The organism is Enterobacter cloacae complex sp. 677-3DZ2D5B, from assembly GCF_004136695.1.
Classification (GTDB): domain Bacteria; phylum Pseudomonadota; class Gammaproteobacteria; order Enterobacterales; family Enterobacteriaceae; genus Enterobacter; species Enterobacter hormaechei_C.
Genome location: NZ_QFLS01000022.1, coordinates 1 through 16147 on the forward strand (window position 1 = coordinate 1; position 16147 = coordinate 16147).

21 protein-coding genes and 1 pseudogene are annotated in these 16147 nt (G+C 51.6%); 20 read left to right on the forward strand and 2 right to left on the reverse strand.

Features of this window, described 5'->3' with window-relative positions; all coding sequences use genetic code 11:
- The 11 genes and pseudogenes from DD597_RS23020 to DD597_RS23070 form a co-directional block, all read left to right on the forward strand.
- Positions 1–346: pseudogene (locus DD597_RS23020) on the forward strand (exonuclease); the annotation flags it as partial.
- The gene (locus DD597_RS23025; RefSeq protein ID WP_000920226.1) at positions 346–612 is read left to right on the forward strand and encodes a hypothetical protein; all 267 of its coding nucleotides are present in this window, start codon (positions 346–348) and stop codon (positions 610–612) included. The pseudogene DD597_RS23020 and the gene DD597_RS23025, both read left to right, overlap by 1 nt.
- A gap of 2 nt (positions 613–614) precedes the next feature.
- Positions 615–1691: a recombinase gene (locus tag DD597_RS23030; protein ID WP_001051805.1), complete on the forward strand. Its 1077-nt coding sequence runs from the start codon at positions 615–617 to the stop codon at positions 1689–1691.
- A 91-nt stretch (positions 1692–1782) separates the two neighbouring features.
- On the forward strand, positions 1783–1983 hold the full coding sequence (locus tag DD597_RS23035; RefSeq protein WP_000589750.1) for a hypothetical protein: 201 nt from the start codon (positions 1783–1785) through the stop codon (positions 1981–1983).
- Positions 1984–1986: 3 nt separating this feature from the next.
- Positions 1987–2817: an SPFH domain-containing protein gene (locus DD597_RS23040; protein ID WP_059306406.1), complete on the forward strand. Its 831-nt coding sequence runs from the start codon at positions 1987–1989 to the stop codon at positions 2815–2817.
- A 162-nt stretch (positions 2818–2979) separates the two neighbouring features.
- On the forward strand, positions 2980–3351 hold the full coding sequence (locus DD597_RS23045) for a DUF2591 domain-containing protein (protein WP_004110046.1): 372 nt from the start codon (positions 2980–2982) through the stop codon (positions 3349–3351).
- A complete protein-coding gene (locus DD597_RS23050) occupies positions 3335–3745 on the forward strand; it encodes a hypothetical protein (protein WP_063162170.1) in 411 nt (136 codons plus the stop codon). The genes DD597_RS23045 and DD597_RS23050 overlap by 17 nt, the downstream gene beginning before the upstream one ends.
- A 68-nt stretch (positions 3746–3813) precedes the next feature.
- Positions 3814–4089: a hypothetical protein gene (locus tag DD597_RS23055; RefSeq protein ID WP_040110285.1), complete on the forward strand. Its 276-nt coding sequence runs from the start codon at positions 3814–3816 to the stop codon at positions 4087–4089.
- Between the two features lie 40 nt (positions 4090–4129).
- Positions 4130–4309, forward strand: coding sequence for a hypothetical protein (locus DD597_RS23060; RefSeq protein WP_004110036.1), 180 nt, complete (start codon positions 4130–4132; stop codon positions 4307–4309).
- Positions 4306–4641 carry a hypothetical protein gene (locus tag DD597_RS23065; RefSeq protein WP_004110033.1) on the forward strand — a complete coding sequence of 112 codons (336 nt, stop codon included), beginning with the start codon at positions 4306–4308 and terminating at the stop codon, positions 4639–4641. The genes DD597_RS23060 and DD597_RS23065 overlap by 4 nt, the downstream gene beginning before the upstream one ends.
- Positions 4641–4853, forward strand: coding sequence for a hypothetical protein (locus DD597_RS23070; protein ID WP_006812558.1), 213 nt, complete (start codon positions 4641–4643; stop codon positions 4851–4853). Before DD597_RS23065 ends, DD597_RS23070 begins: the two co-directional genes overlap by 1 nt.
- Before the next feature lie 568 nt (positions 4854–5421).
- On the opposite strand, the gene repA is transcribed toward DD597_RS23070, so the two are convergent.
- Positions 5422–6486, reverse strand: a complete 1065-nt coding sequence (gene repA / locus DD597_RS23080; RefSeq protein WP_040110284.1) for a replication protein RepA — start codon at positions 6484–6486, stop codon at positions 5422–5424.
- Positions 6487–7229: 743 nt separating this feature from the next.
- Here repA and DD597_RS23085 point away from each other — a divergent pair.
- The 3 genes from DD597_RS23085 (at position 7230) to DD597_RS25250 (ending at position 8383) form a co-directional block, all read left to right on the forward strand.
- On the forward strand, positions 7230–7874 hold the full coding sequence (locus DD597_RS23085) for a hypothetical protein (RefSeq protein WP_022649908.1): 645 nt from the start codon (positions 7230–7232) through the stop codon (positions 7872–7874).
- 105 nt (positions 7875–7979) lie between these two features.
- A complete protein-coding gene (locus tag DD597_RS25245; RefSeq protein WP_255571353.1) occupies positions 7980–8123 on the forward strand; it encodes a hypothetical protein in 144 nt (47 codons plus the stop codon).
- Positions 8124–8236: 113 nt separating this feature from the next.
- Positions 8237–8383, forward strand: coding sequence for a hypothetical protein (locus DD597_RS25250; RefSeq protein WP_237764247.1), 147 nt, complete (start codon positions 8237–8239; stop codon positions 8381–8383).
- A 31-nt stretch (positions 8384–8414) separates the two neighbouring features.
- On the opposite strand, the gene DD597_RS23095 is transcribed toward DD597_RS25250, so the two are convergent.
- Complete coding sequence (locus DD597_RS23095; RefSeq protein ID WP_129256606.1) at positions 8415–8918, reverse strand: hypothetical protein; 504 nt, start codon at positions 8916–8918, stop codon at positions 8415–8417.
- 228 nt (positions 8919–9146) lie between these two features.
- On the opposite strand from DD597_RS23095, the gene DD597_RS23100 reads away from it, so the two are divergent.
- The 6 genes from DD597_RS23100 to nrdA are packed head-to-tail and all read left to right on the forward strand — an operon-like array spanning position 9147 to position 16087.
- Positions 9147–10232 (forward strand): exonuclease SbcCD subunit D, encoded by a 1086-nt coding sequence (locus tag DD597_RS23100; protein WP_006812554.1) that lies wholly within the window; start codon positions 9147–9149, stop codon positions 10230–10232.
- The gene (locus DD597_RS25255; protein WP_129256607.1) at positions 10229–10465 is read left to right on the forward strand and encodes a hypothetical protein; all 237 of its coding nucleotides are present in this window, start codon (positions 10229–10231) and stop codon (positions 10463–10465) included. Before DD597_RS23100 ends, DD597_RS25255 begins: the two co-directional genes overlap by 4 nt.
- The gene (locus tag DD597_RS23110) at positions 10462–12378 is read left to right on the forward strand and encodes an AAA family ATPase (protein ID WP_129256608.1); all 1917 of its coding nucleotides are present in this window, start codon (positions 10462–10464) and stop codon (positions 12376–12378) included. Before DD597_RS25255 ends, DD597_RS23110 begins: the two co-directional genes overlap by 4 nt.
- Positions 12368–13114, forward strand: a complete 747-nt coding sequence (locus DD597_RS23115; RefSeq protein ID WP_129256609.1) for a hypothetical protein — start codon at positions 12368–12370, stop codon at positions 13112–13114. Before DD597_RS23110 ends, DD597_RS23115 begins: the two co-directional genes overlap by 11 nt.
- Positions 13115–13125: 11 nt before the next feature.
- Positions 13126–13713 carry a hypothetical protein gene (locus DD597_RS23120; protein WP_129256610.1) on the forward strand — a complete coding sequence of 196 codons (588 nt, stop codon included), beginning with the start codon at positions 13126–13128 and terminating at the stop codon, positions 13711–13713.
- A gap of 58 nt (positions 13714–13771) precedes the next feature.
- Positions 13772–16087: a class 1a ribonucleoside-diphosphate reductase subunit alpha gene (gene nrdA / locus DD597_RS23125; RefSeq protein WP_129256611.1), complete on the forward strand. Its 2316-nt coding sequence runs from the start codon at positions 13772–13774 to the stop codon at positions 16085–16087.
- Positions 16088–16147: the final 60 nt, after the last annotated feature.

Sequence of the window (16147 nt, forward strand, 5' to 3'; positions counted from 1 at the left end):
TGGTGGCGCGAAAGAGCTGCTTCATGAATGGGGAAGCGTGGCCGCAATGGTACGCGGCATTAACGACGGCTCCATTGTCATCAACAAAGGTCGCTATAAGACGGCATTCAACAAGCTGGCAAAGAACGCCTTCAACGAGAAGACGGGCTGCCGGATGCTCGAAGCCTTTAAGCGCAACATGATGCTGATGAACCTTATCGACACAAAATTCCCACCCAGCGAAATCGAGTCGATTAAAGGCGCACGCGACATGAATGCCTTCGAACAGATGTGTTACGAGCTGAATTTCCGGTCGTTTCTGGAAGATCTGGAAGTGTTTGTTCTGCCATTTGAGAGGTACTGCTGATGCTGAAATCCATCATTAATGGCGGGGCAACTACGCCAACCATGCTGGCTAAAGAGATTGTCTTCTGCCACGGCGAGCACGCTGTGGTGGCGCTGCCGAACATTCTGGGCGCTGCTGGCATTTCTGCTACTGAGCGTGAGTTCGCGCTGGTCAGCGAGCAGGTCGTGAAGATCATCGCTCGCGTCGCCAAACACCTGAACCACGACGCAATCAAGTTTGACGAAGCCGCTGCTTCGAAGCGAATCAACGAATCAAAAGGAGCCTAATCATGGCAAAAGGCAAATCCGCACTGGCACTGGCGCTGAAAAAGAAAATCGGCAGCAATGACGAGATCCAGAAGGTCTCCCACTGGATTGACTCCGGTTTCCCTCCACTGAACAAAGCCATTTCCGGACGTTACGACGGTGGTTTTCCGTGTGGGCGTATCGTTGAAGTCTTCGGGCCACCAAGCGCCGGTAAAACCTTTTTGGCGACGGCTGCAATGGTGTCAGCACAGAAACAGGATGGTCTGGCCGTGTTCCTTGACCACGAAAACAGTTTCGACGTTGGTCTGGCGGTAGCGAACGGACTGAACGCCGACGAAGACGACGGTCAGTGGGTTTACAAACAGCCGGATACCTTCGAAGACTCGGTAGAGCTGATCGGCACAATCCTCAAACTGGTACGCGACGAAGAGCTTATCCCGGAAACAGCCCCTATCTGCATCGTTGCCGACTCTCTGGCGTCGATGGTTCCGAACTCGAAGGCTGAGAAGTTCGACAAGATGGCAGAAGGCACTGCGAAGGACAAAGATCAGCTGAACATGAACGACAACACGGCGCTGGCGCGCGCGACGAGTGCGAACTTCCCTACTCTGGCGCTTTGGGCGCGTAAGTACAACGCGTGCATCATCTTCTTGAACCAGGTACGTACCAAAATTGGCGTGATGTTTGGCGATCCGACTACGTCTCCGGGTGGCGACTCTCCGAAGTTCTACGCGTCGGTGCGCATCCGTCTGGGCGCATCCGTTATGAAAGATGGCAAAGAGAAGATCGGACAGGACGTTGGCGCCGAGTGCATTAAAAACAAAGTCGCACCTCCGTTTGGCAAATGCTCATGGAAATTCTACTTCGACCCGACTCGCGGGCTGGACGTCATCGAATCGCTGGTTGAGTACATGCTGGAGGAAGGATACCTGCCCAAGAACGCCAGCGGACGTGTGGAAATTGGCGATAAGAAATACACCAAATCGCAGATCGTCGAGATGTACCGCGAGAAGCCACTTCCGGAAATCATCGCAGCACTCCAGGCGATAGACGAACGGCGAGCGAAAGAGTCGTCCCCAGCAGAGACAGAAGAAGCGTAATCACAAGGCGTCCGTTGGACGCCTTTTTTATACTTGAAAATATATAAGTACTTACTTATCATTTCTACACCAAAACGACAAAAGGAAACACATGATCAAGGGTTATCTCATGGCTGTTTCAGCGGTGATATCAGTCTGCTTTATCTACGGTTTACTGGTTCCATCGCTTATCTCAGCTAAAAGCGATCTGGCCTTATTTATCGGACTTGCCATCGCTGTAGTCTTCCCGGTTGCCTTGTTAAAAGCTGGCCGCAGGTATATCAACTCACTCAATAAAACTAAGGAGAAGTAAGTAATGAAGAAAGGTTTACTGGCGGTGGTTTTGGCTGCTATTTGCACAATGGGTCTGACCGGCTGCGATCGCGTGGAACCGGGATACGTTGGCATTAAGGTAAACAAATTGGGTGAAGACAAAGGTATCGGTGAAGTTGTCGGCGTTGGCCGTCAGTGGACTGGTCTGAATACCGAGCTGTACACCTTCCCCACTTTCAAACAGATGAAAACCTACGATGAGCCGTTCACATTCCAGATGAGCGACGGTACAGCCATCGGCCACAAAATTGGTGTGGCATATCTGGTTAATCGCGACAAAGTAACTACCGTATTCCAGACCTATCGCAAAGGTGTTGATGACATTACCGACACTGATCTGCGCCAGAAGATTGCGGACTCACTGAACCGTCTGGCCAGCCGCATGACTACCGACACGTTCATCGACGGTGGCAAGGCGTCTCTGCTCGACAATGCGCTGAAAGACATTCAGGCAGAAATGTCACCGGTAGGTATTGAGGTTATTAGCCTGTCATGGGTGGGCAAACCAGACTACCCGGACACTGTCATCGAATCTATCAATGCCAAAGTGACCGCGAACCAGAAAACGCTCCAGCGCCAGCAGGAAGTTGAGCAGCGCAAGGCAGAAGCGAACATGCTGCGTGAACAAGCCGAAGGTGAAGCCGACGCTATCCGCAAGCGTGCTCAAGCAGAAGCTGATGCCATCAAGTTGCGCGGTGAAGCATTACGTCAGAACCCGAACGTCATGGAGCTGGAAGCCATCAACAAATGGAATGGTCAGTTGCCTCAGTACATGACTGAAGGGGCTAATACTCCGTTTATCGCGTTGAAGTAACAGCCTTTTCAAAGATACGGCGTCCACTTGGACGCCTTTTTTATTTCCGTATTATCACCAACAAGAAAACAAATTGGTTACTAATACGGAATTACCATCCGTAGAAGTACAAAGTGACAACGCCACATAGTTGTTCGGCAACGGATGAGAAGGAGATCGGGAATGAAAAATTACAGCGAGATGACGGACTTTGAGATTAACTGCCTAGTCGCGGAAGCCACCGGCCATCGACCGCTTATCTCACAATATGGCTGGAAAGGCTCACAGGAAGGCGATTACACCGCAGTGGTCGCCATCGGCCCGAACGGAGCCGGAACCTTCGACTGGTGTAACGATCCGGAAGATGCGTGGGACATTATTTACCGACACAGAATCGGCGTAATCCCCGCCAGACAGCCAGGTGAGTGGAGAGCGGCCCACAGAAAGGTGGATAGCTCAACGCCACAACATCTGATCCAGAACCCTAACCCTTTCAGAGCGGCAATGACCGTGTTCCTTTTAATGCAGGAGAAAAAGCGTGAAGAAACTGTATGACGCGGCCAACGCTGCGCTGGATGTCGTGGATACCGAAATTGCCCAGGGCTTCCCGGAGCCAGAATGGGCGACGCAGCTGCGTGAGGCAATTGCAGAGATGAACGCACCGGAACCTTCAGAAGATGAAGCCGACTGGCAGCGTTTCATCAGAATGTACGCGGAAGAGATTGGCCCGACGCCAACCGCTGAACAGGCCATGCTGCTCAAGTACTTCAAGGAGGCTGGAGAGAATCTGCCGGTTGATGATACACCGCACTGGTTTCACACCGCCTGGCGTAAGTTCGACGTGATCTACACCCGCGGTCTGGGAAGCAAAGATATGGTCGTCTGGCATCTGATGCACATTGATAAAGCTGTAGACCGCACGCTGGAGAAGTTCTTTCCTCCAGCCTGAACACAATGATTGTGCGCCGCATGGTGCACATTAATATAAATAAGTACTTACCAACAAGGAGAAAACACATGAAGATTTTGGTTCGCATTTCAGCCAGCACCGACTATGACGTTTACCCGTTGTTCATGGTCAAGAGTGATGGGCTGAACGATGAAGAAATTCAATCGGCAATTGAGCGCAATCTCGTTGAGTACACTGGCATGGATGCAGATTCTGTGTATGTCGATGATGACGGTGTTTGTTGGCACAACGGTAGTTGCTGGTACGTCGACGACACGATGCCGGTAAGCGATGAAGACGCGGCTCATCTTGAGCGTATCTTAGGCATCAGCACTTTTGAGTGATATTTACAGCAAACAATGTATAAGTTAGTATCTACCTATCATGAAAACTGTATTAGACACTTTATTACTTATTGTCTCGATAGCTTTTGTGCTCGATTGCATCTTCACCGGAGCAATCCGTAAAGCGCTGGCGCCTGTTAATGGCGCGATGGTTAATGCGCTGGCCGTAGTGCTGGTATTCGACTCAGCATTCGGCGTTATCAAAGGAGTCGTGGCATGAAGAAACTAGCCCTGGCTCTGGCGCTGCTCTCCCTCCCTGTATACGCGGACACGCACGTCTATGAGTGTGAGATGTCAGTGGCCGAAGTGAAAAACGACGTGATCCGCAATGTCGTCAAAGCCAGCTACGGCGCGATGGTTGTGGACAGCGGCGAACAGTTTTATGTTGTGCGCGATGATCGCGTCCTGTCTTCCCCCTATCTCACCAAACGTAACGGCAAACTGTCTGGCGTGGGTGAAGATAAGTTCGTTTACAACAAATCAGGTGATGTCTACGGCGTTCACGCGAAGAACGCCAGCTACCTTTTCGATGACTGCAAGGAGGTTGGTTGATGGCGGTTACACTGGCAGGTCTGGAAATCGAAAAAACAAGCGGCTACTGGCGTGCCAAAGGGTTTAAGCAACCCGGCGTGCTGGAGCGACTGGAACGTGAGGACGGTGTCATTGTCCACCAGCGTCGCGAATGGCGCATGTACGATCCGGAAACAGGTAAGCTCACGACGAAGGCCGGGACACTCTGGGGTCTGCTGAAGAAAATCCACTGACAACCCTAACCACTGCGGTGAGTAGCCAGCTCACCGCGTGCGTATCCGGCCCATAACCACTGTAGTGAGTAAAACGCCTGCCGTGACATCCGGTATCCACTGTAGTGAGTAAAGTGGCGATTATCGACGTCGCTATCCACTGTAGGGAGTAAACAGGCGTTCATCCGCAGCAAACAACCACTATAGAGAGTGATGGAATGCGTTCTCCAGCGGGTATCCACTATGGAGAGTAAACCTTCACTGTTTTCAGCGGATATCTACTCACTACAGTGGTTAGCAAATCCGGCCAACCGATTCTGCTCTCCACAGTGGATAGCCAATAACGACGGGAACAACGATAACCACTATAGAGAGTGGATTTAACAAGATACCCAGTGACCACTAACCTCGCAGCCCTTGTTTCATCTGGGTTTGTAACCACTAACATTTATTTCGTTATTTGAGCGCTACTGCCTACAGTGGTTACTCTTCGGTTGTTGTTACTCACTACAGTGGATAGCGGATTTCAGATAAACAAAAGGCTCACTACAGTGGATAGTGAGCCTTTCTACTCTCTACAGTGGTTGGGCTATTTGCGAGCTTTTGCCTTGCGTAGCTCTTCGAGAATCGCCAGTTCTTCCTTGCTCAACATGACCATCTCACCGTCTTTTTCTTCAGGAACAACATCGATGATGTCCTCCTGATCATCACCAGGCAAGCTATCTTCCTGCTCTTCTGGTTCTTCCGGCGCAGCTTTAGCTGGTGGCAATGCCGGGCGTAACTTCGGCCGCCTATAGTGGATGATGAAGTAGACCGAGCTGCCGCGCTTCACTTCGGTGTAATCGAGATAGCCGATCTCCCGCAGCTGCTCCATCGCCTTCCTGACTGTCGCGTTCTGGGTAATGGTGCGGCTGGTTAAGTTAAGTCTGGCGCGTAAGCGGGCCAACGAGATTGGTGCCGGGTCAGGTGGCAAACTTTCGATGAAGGTGTAGAGCGCCTGCGCGGATTCTTTTCTGGAGAGTTCGTTAATTGCCCGGAGTTGCAGAAGAACCTTTTTGTCGAACTGGTAAAGTTCGAAAATCTTAGGATCAGCCTGCAGCGAGACCGTGTCGTTCTTTGTGCTGTACTTTGCTGTCTGCACAAGGTGCGTCACGTAATACTCATCAGAGCCTTTACTGCGGAATGAGATAGTGTTTGTGGCAATACGAGTTAGAGAACTGTCCAGGCGCTTGCGTAACTTCGCGGACGATCTGGCCGTTGGTATGCCACAGAGCCTGACGAACTCGACGAACGGTAATGTGACAGTGTCGCCAACAACCTTGTGCTTGGCGAACGCGTGGATGATGCCTACCCACGTTTTGAAGTCGTTATCCATATCCAGACGAACGCCGGAGATCCTTATGTCCTCGTACCCTTCGGCTTTGGCCAGAGACAGCTGTTTGAGTTCAGCAGAGGCGTCCATAGAGACCATTTGCCCCTTTCTGCCCCTGGCGGTCGATTTCAGCGTCGGAACGAAGAGACCAAGACGCATCAGAGCAACGGGCTGAACTGTGTTGTTGGTGTTAGGAACTAACGTAACAACTTCACCGGTCTTTTTGTCTGTTTCTGAGAATGCTTCAACGATCGCTATGTTTTTATTGCCGTTTTCGCTCATTCCAAGTATCTCTTTTTATTCGACCGCTTTGGTGGCCTTTACTGATTACAGTGGATAGTAGCACTCATCGCAGCGGTTATCCTACCGCCTATAGTGGTTTTTCTACTCTCTACAGTGGTTGGTTTACTCTTCATAGTGGCTGATCTTCTCTCTATAGTGGATATCGATCACCTCTAAAGCCATGTGGCACAACGGTTTGCGGGGTGCGGGGATCTTTTTGGGTCTTTGTGGGTCTCTTTGGTTCTCTTTGGGATCTGAATTACTGGATCGGGCCTGTGTATAAAAATCAGGTAATTGCAAAACCAGCCATCACTCCCCTTCTGGGGATAATGTGTGGTCGAAACAAACACGCCTGAACGCAAAACTTCCAACATCTCTATGAATATCAGCCACCTGCGTAGAAAAACAGGCACTGAGTTATCCAGTTAAGACAATGTCTCCTACTCACTACAGTGGATACCGACCACTCTCCAGAGAGGTTGTTTTGCTCTTCATAGCGGTTATTATGCTCTCTACAGAGGTTACTTTCCTCCCCATAGTGGATAGTAACCCCCTCTCAGGCCAGTAACCGCAACGGCTGGAGACGATCGGGGATCTCTTTTGATCTTCTGTAGGATCTCTCTGGGGATCTAATTATTGGATCGGTCCTGTGAATAATGGGTATAAGTAAAACAGGCATTTGCAAACATCGGTGCGCCTTGTCAGTTATCGTTGCCCCGGACAAAACTATTTGAATAAGAATTATGGATCTCAAACGCACGCGCTGGGTTCGCCGTCTTGAAGATGGCTCCTACACCATTGAATCGAACACTAGCCTGAACAAACAGAAGTTGCTCTGCGACCTGTGCGGCATTGCGTCGAAGTGCCCGATTAACGAAACCCGGCTCAAACTCCACGACGCCGGTGCGCACTTCCACCTGAACAGCTGCATACGTTACGTGCCACTGCTGGCATTTCGTAAACCGATCATCGGATTAGACGCACCCTACTTCAACACACTCCGCTCTGGTGTAACATGGCGAGACCGGGTCGAACCTGGCAAGCTCGTCTGTCTGGTTGAAGCTGATACTGGAAATATCATCCGGTTCGGGAGAGTCGATAAGGTCTACTCCGGCCCGGTGGATGAGATGCTGCGGAAACACAGCCGGTTTAACCATCTCTGCATGGGTGGAGAGAAGATCGAGAAGGTTGGCGAAGTGATCCGCAAATCCTACGGACACTTCCTGAACGACGACAGCCTTCTCACGGCCATCTACATTCGCCATGTCGATCGGGAGTTCGATACGGAGTATCACAGTGCTGAAGAGTTGAATCTTGTCGACCCTCGCCCAAAAGCTGGGGTAATCGACATCAGCGTAGCGCGTCAGAAGCCCCCTGAGACGTTTTAAACGTAAACTCATGGTTTTACCGGGGCATAAAATATGGTGTCTTAGAAAGACACTGAGAGCTTTAGGGATTAATACATGAGTGAATTTTATTCAAGGGCAGCAACTGTGGCAGACATGCCATTTATCATGGGTGAGTTCGAAGACGGCGCACGCAAGGGTCACTTCTACGAAGAGATCCTCACATCAAAGGGGGGTAAAACCTTTGAGAAGCAGACCAGGCTGGCCATCCAGACGAACGAGCAGGGCTAATCTGGTTCTGTGCCGCACTCGATCCAACCGGTACGCCACGACTTGAACTCCGTGCCGCCAGTATCGTCAAAGAGCTGCGCGGGAAAGGCTATGGGTCACTGCTGGTGTCCGACATGATCGATTCAAACCCGAGCCAGCCGATGATGGCGAAGTGCTACGTCAAATCCTCGCAAATGGCCGACATGTTAAAACGCAGAGGTTTTCACCTTTTCGACACGTCACCCAAAGGCACGCAGATGCTGTTTCGCGATCCAAAGTAAAAAGCACCCCATATGAGGTGCTTCTGAAGAATTAATCGCAAGTTGTTTTGCCAGTGCCGTCTGGGTATACGATGGATTCGCACGACTTGCCGTCCAAGAAGCTGTAGCTGCGAATAGTGCCGTCCGGATCGCGTTCTGTGTAGGACTCCAGCTTCTTCGGATCAGCGTTCTTACGGCGCACTTCTTTCAGCTCATATTGGGCCTTGTACATCTCCTTGTAGGCTTCCTCTATGCGCTTCATCTTGATCTCCTTTGCCTCTTTGCTGCCGAGATAAGCGGCCATTTCAAGATCACAGTTGAAACGGATTTTTGGGAATGAAGGCGCGTATTTACCCATGACTTTGGTTAAATCATTGTCGTTGGAGACATAATAGGCATGGCTTCCACACAATTTGTCGGCTCTGTCCTGGGCAATAGCTACGCTTGAAGTGGAATAAATATCAACGTACCCGCCAGCTGACTTTTCATCTTGAGGCGGTTTTGGCACGCATCCGATCAGAGCAATGGCCATCGTCCCTATAATTACGTGTTTCACCGTCCGTTCTCCTTTTTCGTTTGGTTGTCATCAATGAGTGACTGCGATTATAGAGTGGCTTGTAACATTTAGAAATCTATGCTGCTCCATAAAATAGGTACTCACTTACTTATATATTTTGTCATAATCATGTGCCTGTATATTTTCTTCTGTGCCGTGTTGTCTGGGTTGTTCGCCTCTCATACACGCTTAAAATCTGTATCAAAATAACCACAAAGGAAAAGACACATGACATTGCCATACGGGGTGATATCAGATCCCCATTATCATCGTTGGGATGCTTTTGCGACAACAAACGCTGACGGGCTGAACTCTCGACTGGAGATCCAACTGGACGCCACGAAAGAAGCAGCCAAAGCTATGAAAGCTGCGGGCTGTAAGTACATGCTGGTGGCTGGTGATACTTTCCATGTTCGTGGTGCTATATCACCTTCCGTCCTACATTTCGTGACTGAAACTTACGAGTGGATCATCAAAGAGTTGGGCCTCGAAGTGGTTATGCTGGCCGGCAACCACGACCTCGAAACCAACGATTCCGTATACAGCGCCAATGCAGCGGCCTCTCTGCGCTCAATCGGTGTGGAAATTGTCTGCGGCAAACGTCCTCACTCCATCAAAATGGGCGACGTAACCGTCCACCTGATTAGCTGGCGTAACAACCACGCAGAGCTTATCAGCGACCTCAAAACACTGCGTTCCGGGCTGGATGGCGACAACCACGATGTTGTTGTGCATACCTCGATCAACAAAGCGATCCCCACCATGCCTGATGTCGGCATCGACGCACAGGAACTGAAAGATATCGGCTTCCGTTTGTTGCTGTCCGGACACTACCACAACCACAAAGAAGTGCTGCCTGGAGTGGTTAGCATCGGGGCGCTGACGCACCAGAATTGGGGCGATGTTGGCTCGCTGGCTGGCTTCATGATCGTCAACCCTGACGGCACATTCACCCACCACGAAACCTCCGCACCCAAGTTCGTCAACCTTGAGGACGATGTGGAAGACGACCAAATTCGCGGTAACTACGTGCGCTTCCGTGCCGTTGTGGAGAGCGATGAAGAGGGCATCAAAATCCAGAACGTCCTGAAAACAATGGGCGCGAAGGGTGTCGTCTGCAACTTCATCCGCAAGGCATCGATGATGGAAGGCACTGCCAGTACTGCGGAGACCAGCAAAATAGACAGCCTGGGCGAGTCCGTCGCGGCGTACTGCAAGATTGTTCACGACACTGACGGCGGCTTCGACCTGAGCAAGCTGGACATGCTGTGTCAGGAGATCCTGACCGAAGCGGAGAGTGCGGAGGCAATGTGAGTACGAGCCATTCTGGGAGCTTTCGGGACTTCATCTCCACGATGAAAAGACTTGAACGAGGCCAGACGGTGATGTTCCACAAGCCCTACCCACCCAACGGAAACCCTGTGGCGTTTTATCTGGGAAGACTGAGCAAACAAGGCGTACTGAAACGCCGATCTTTCCCATCCCACACGGAGTTTCAACTGCGAAAAGGCCAGCATTTTAATCAAAAAGTTAGAGGCAGTGTATGAAATTTCTAAAGCTCCAGGTTGAGAACTTCATGGCGTTAGCCAGCGCCGAAGTTGAGTTAGACCAACGCGGTCTGGTGCTCATTCAGGGTGTTAACAGTGGCGACTCTTCCGCTGCCAGCAATGGCGCGGGCAAATCGACTTTGATGAACAGCCTGATGTGGTGTCTGTATGGCGAAACTGCGCATGGCGTCAAAGGTGACGACGTGCTCTCTACAGGCCACGAGAAAAACTGTCGCGTGATGGTGACTGTTGAGGATGAAGGAAAGCGTTACGCCATCATTCGCCACCGCAAACACAAAGAGTTCAAGAACCGGCTGATCGTCCGTGGCGAAGACGGTGATATGACCAAAGGCAAAGACACACTGACGCAGGAGTTCGTTGAACGCCTGATTGGTGCATCGAAAGAGGTGTTCATGGCGTCCATCTACGCCAGTCAGGAAGCAATGCCTGATCTGCCGGGTATGTCCGACAAGAACCTCAAAACCATCGTTGAAGAAGCCGCTGGCGTCGACCGGTTAACGCGAGCCTATGCCATTGCTCGCGAGCGTGCTAATGCAGCTGCCGCACGCATGGATGTTACCAAATCCAAAATGGACGCCTGTCTCACGCTTATCGAGACCGCGCAGTCAGAGATTGAGGCGGCCAAAGCGTCCTCTGATAGTTGGGAGCGCGATCGCGGCGAACGTCTGGACAAGGCCCGCGTCGATTTGGCTGGCGCGGAGGTAACGCTGTCCGAAGTCGTGATGGAAATTCGCTCGCTGCCGGAACAGATCCGGGATACGGAAAACGCGATTGCTGGCGAACGCAGCAAGCTGGCCTCCAAAGAAGAGCATGACGCCAAACTGCTGAAGGTGCGCGGTGCGATTACGGAGATCCGCTCAAGCATCCGCACTTCAGAAGCGGCACAGAACGAGTCCATGAACCGTGCTCGCTCGTTTAAAAGCAAAGCAGAAGAGGTCAACACAAAGGTCGGAGCACCTTGTGTTACGTGCGGAAAGCCCTACTGCGAAGAAGATTTGTCCACCGTGAAGGAGAGTTTCATTGAACAAGCGCGTAATGAGATCGGCCAGGCGCAGGCATCAGCAGCGGCAGTGGCTCAACACAAAGCTCGTCTTGAGAAAGCGCTCGGCATCGAGTCTGCACTGGTCGCAGCCACACCCGACGTCTCAGAAATCATCGCCAGAATCGAACGCCTGACCAATGAGCTAAGTGCGCTGCGTCATCGCGAACGTGAAGTTGTGGCCGTCGAAGCGATGGTGGCGCGGGCGCGTGCCGACATGAATCGCATTATGGCAGAGGTAAACCCATTTCTGGCCGTTATTAAACGTCATGAAGACAACCTTGCAGCCAATAAATCTAATCATTCAGTACTTAAAAATGAGTTAAAGAGTATTCAGGAGCAGGCTCTGTTGCTGGAGAAAGCTCGCCAGGTTTACTCCCCAGCTGGTGTGCGTTCACACATCCTGACCTCTGTTACGCCTTTCCTGAACATCAGAACTGCGGAGTATCTCAACACGCTGTCGGACGGCAACATCGTTGCCGAATGGTCGACAATGGAGACAACGAAGAAAGGCGAGTATCGCGACAAATTCAATATCAGCGTAACCAAAACAGGCTCCAGCAAATCCTTCCAGACGTTGTCTGGTGGCGAGAAGCGTAAGGTACGCATTGCGTGCTCTCTTGCCTTGCAGGATCTGGTTGCCAGTCGCGCCAGTAAGAATATTGAGTTGTTTATCGGCGATGAAATTGACGACGCGCTCGACACAGCCGGTCTGGAGCGTCTCATGGGGATTCTGGAAGCCAAAGCGCGTGAACGCGGCACAGTGATGATCATCTCCCACAAAGAGATGAAATCGTGGTTCCGGGAAACCATCACAGTCGAAGTCAAAGAGGGTCGCAGCTATGTCGTTTAACTTGAGCCGAACGCAGTTTTTGCAGATGTTTGCCGTGATGCAGTCTATAAAGCTGATAAACCACCATACGGCAAAAGCAGCTGCGCCTGCACTTTTGTGGAAAAACGAAAACATCAATGACGACCAGTTCTCGGTATTAACCAGTCTGCTGTCATCGACTCCGTTGATGCCGAGTTTGTCTATGCTGCCGTCAGGAAGCACTGCGCCGATCCTTATTAATCCATTTACGGAAGGTGGATATCTCCCACATTCTGGGCCGGGGTTCGTTGTGATTCCTGAAACCGGAACGCTGAACATCCAAGAAAATGCGCTCTTCAATGCGATGGAGACGCACATCAGCACCGCATTCACTAATCTGATTCGACACGCTAACGCACGCGCGGATCACGTTGCAATGCCGGGTGCTGCTTTCGCCAGCTTATCTGTTGACTATGACCGGCACGCGCCAATTTCAAAGCGGGCGAAACTCTGCTTTTACGAGGAGGGATGTGAAGTAGCGATTATTGAAGTACTTCTCCCCCATGTATTCAGCGCGAATGAAACGGCTGCACGCCATCTAATCGACATCATGCGGCATTTCATAGGCCAGAGCATGATCGATGCGGACATTGCTGCAGGCGTTCTAACCAATGATAGCATTCACGTTGTTAGCGACATTCCGAAGCCGCCAACTCGCGAGCCGGAAAAGACACTTGAACAGAAACTAATGGAATGCCCAACCTGGGCTACGTGGTAAGGAGACCAAAAATGAGTAAAACCATTCGTGTGGTCGGCGTCGACCCTTCAATGAGCAACTTTGGCCTGGCGATTGGCACGCTGGATCTGGAAACGGATAAGCTGGACATTTATGGCCTGACATTGGTGGAAACCAAAGCTGGCGGCAACAAGAAGACGGTTCGCGTAAACAGCGACGATCTGCGCCGCGCCAACGAAATCTGGCGTACAGCCAAGCCCATAATCGAACAGGCCCATATGGTGTTTTGTGAACTTCCGGTTGGTAGCCAGTCCAGTCGCGCACAAACCTCATACGGCATCTGTATTGGCGTACTGGCGTGCGTGGATAAGCCACTGATACAGGTCACGCCAAACGAGATTAAGCACTATGTCGGGAATAAGCTGACCACGTCGAAGGAAGAGATCATTCAGTGGGCTACGCAGAAGCAGCCAAACGCCCCGTGGTTGCGCCGTAAGCAATCTGGTAAGGAAGTGCTGGTGAATAAAAACGAGCACCTTGCGGACGCTGTCGCGTCGATTTACACCGGTATGCAAACTGATCAATTCCGTCAGGTTCGCGATGTTCTTGCAGGATTTTATAAGTCGGCAATTGATAGGTAAGTGCTTATCTATTAACATGAGGCCACTATATTTAGTGGCCTTTTTTATTGGGTGATACATGATAAGCATCGTAAAACGTAACGGTTCCACAGAGCCGTTGTCAGAGGAAAAATACAACCGCGTTGTGATGTGGGGAGTCGAAAACATTCGCAACGTTAGCGCGTCTGCTGTCGCTATGGGCGCCGCTGCCAGCATTTTCGACGGAATGACCACCTGCCAGCTGCATGAAGCGCTGGTGAAGTCCGCTGCCGATCTGATCTCTCCGGAAACCCCGAACTACTCGCAGGTTGCCGCGCGACTGAGCCTGTTCAAGATCCGCAAGGACGCCTTCGGGCAGTATGACTACCCGAATTTCTACAATCACATCGTCAGCAACGTCAGCCGTGGCGTTTACGATGAAGACCTTCTCAAGTACTACTCTCAGGAAGAAATTGCCGAGCTGGGCGTGTACATCAAGCCTAAGCGCGACGAATACTTCGGCTATGCCGCCACCGTGCAGCTGGCGAGCAAGTATCTCGTTCAAAACCGTGTAACTGGCGCTATCTACGAAGGGCCACAGCAACTCTATATGCTGGTCGGCATGTGCCTGTTCCAGAATTGGGAAGATGGCTGCGCTGGTAAGACGCGTCTGGAGATGGTTAAAGGCTTCTACGATGTGACCAGTACATTCAAGCTGTCTCTGCCAACGCCAATTATGGCCGGCGTGCGCACCCCTACTCGTCAGTTCTCCAGCTGCGTGCTGATTGAAGCTGCTGATAGTCTGAAAGGGATTAGCGCTGCGTCTTCCGCAATCATTGACTACGTGTCACGTCGCGCGGGCATTGGTATTGGCTTTGGGCGTCTGCGTGCGCTGGGAAGTGAGATCCGCAATGGCGAGGCCACCCACACTGGCGTTATTCCATTCCTGAAACACTTCCAGACGGCGGTGAAATCCTGCTCTCAGGGCGGTGTTCGCGGCGGCGCTGCTACAGCGTTCTATCCGATCTGGCATCTGGAAGTTGAAAGTCTGCTGGTGCTGAAAAACAACCGTGGCATTGAAGAGAACCGCGTTCGTCATCTCGACTATGGCGTGATGATTAACCGTCTGATGTATCGCCGCCTGGTGCGCAACGAAAACATTACGCTGTTCAGCCCACACGATGTGCCGGGCCTGTACGACGCGTTCTTTGTTGATCAGGACAAGTTCGAAGAGCTGTACCTGAAGTACGAAGCCGACGAGAGCATCCGTAAGAAATCTATCCCGGCCGTCGACCTGTTCTCTACGCTGATGCAGGAGCGTGCCTCTACTGGTCGTGTTTACATTGCCAACGTCGACCACATGAACGATCACGGCGCATTCGTTCCGGAAATTGCACCGGTACACCAGTCCAATCTCTGCATGGAGATCACGCTACCGACCAAGCCACTGGCGTTCACTGACGATCCGAACGGGGAAATCGCGCTTTGCACTCTGTCTGCGTTTAACCTGGGCGCGATCCGCACGTTGGACTCACTGAAAGACGTGGCGTTCTACGCTGTGGCGGCACTGGACTCTCTGCTCGACTATCAGGACTACCCGATGGCTGCTGCAGAAATCCCGGCTAAAGCACGTCGTAGCCTGGGCATTGGCGTGACCAACTTTGCCTACTATCTGGCGAAGAACGCCTTTAACTACTCTGACGCTGCGGGCAACCAGCTGGTGCATGAGACCTTCGAAGCCATTCAGTACTACCTGCTCGATGCGAGCTGCCGACTGGCCGAAGCGAAAGGTGCATGTGACTGGTTCTCCCACACCAAATATGCACAGGGCCAGCTGCCAGTCGACCACTATCGCAAAACGCTGGATACCAACCCGGAGACCTCTTTCGAGCTGAAAATGCCGTGGGAAGAGCTGCGTGGACGTATCCGTGAGCATGGTCTGCGTAACTCCACTCTGACCGCTCAAATGCCGTGCGAGACGTCCAGTCAGATCACCAACTCCACCAATGGTATTGAGCCGCCCCGCGGCCCTGTGTCAGTGAAGTCTTCCAAAGACGGCATCGTGAAGATGGTCGTTCCGGACTTCGCGCAACTGAAAGACCAGTACGAGTACCTGTGGGATATGCCTGATAACCGCGGCTATCTGACTAAGGTGGCCATCATTCAGAAGTTCTTCGATCAGGCCATCTCTGCGAACACCAACTACGACCCGACTCGCTTCCCTGGCGACAAGGTTCCAATGATGAAGCTGCTGGAAGATCTGCTGTTTGCGTATCAGCAAGGTGTGAAGACGCTTTATTACCACAACACGCGTGATGGCGCTGGTAAGCGTGATGACGACGATCAGGTGTCAGAACCTTCCGCTGCGGAGGTTGTTGAGCCAGAAGATGAGTGCGATGGCGCGTGCAAAATCTGATGAGCGTGGGGAGAAATCCCCACCTTTTCATTTAGTTGAGTATCTTGTTTAAACCCATAA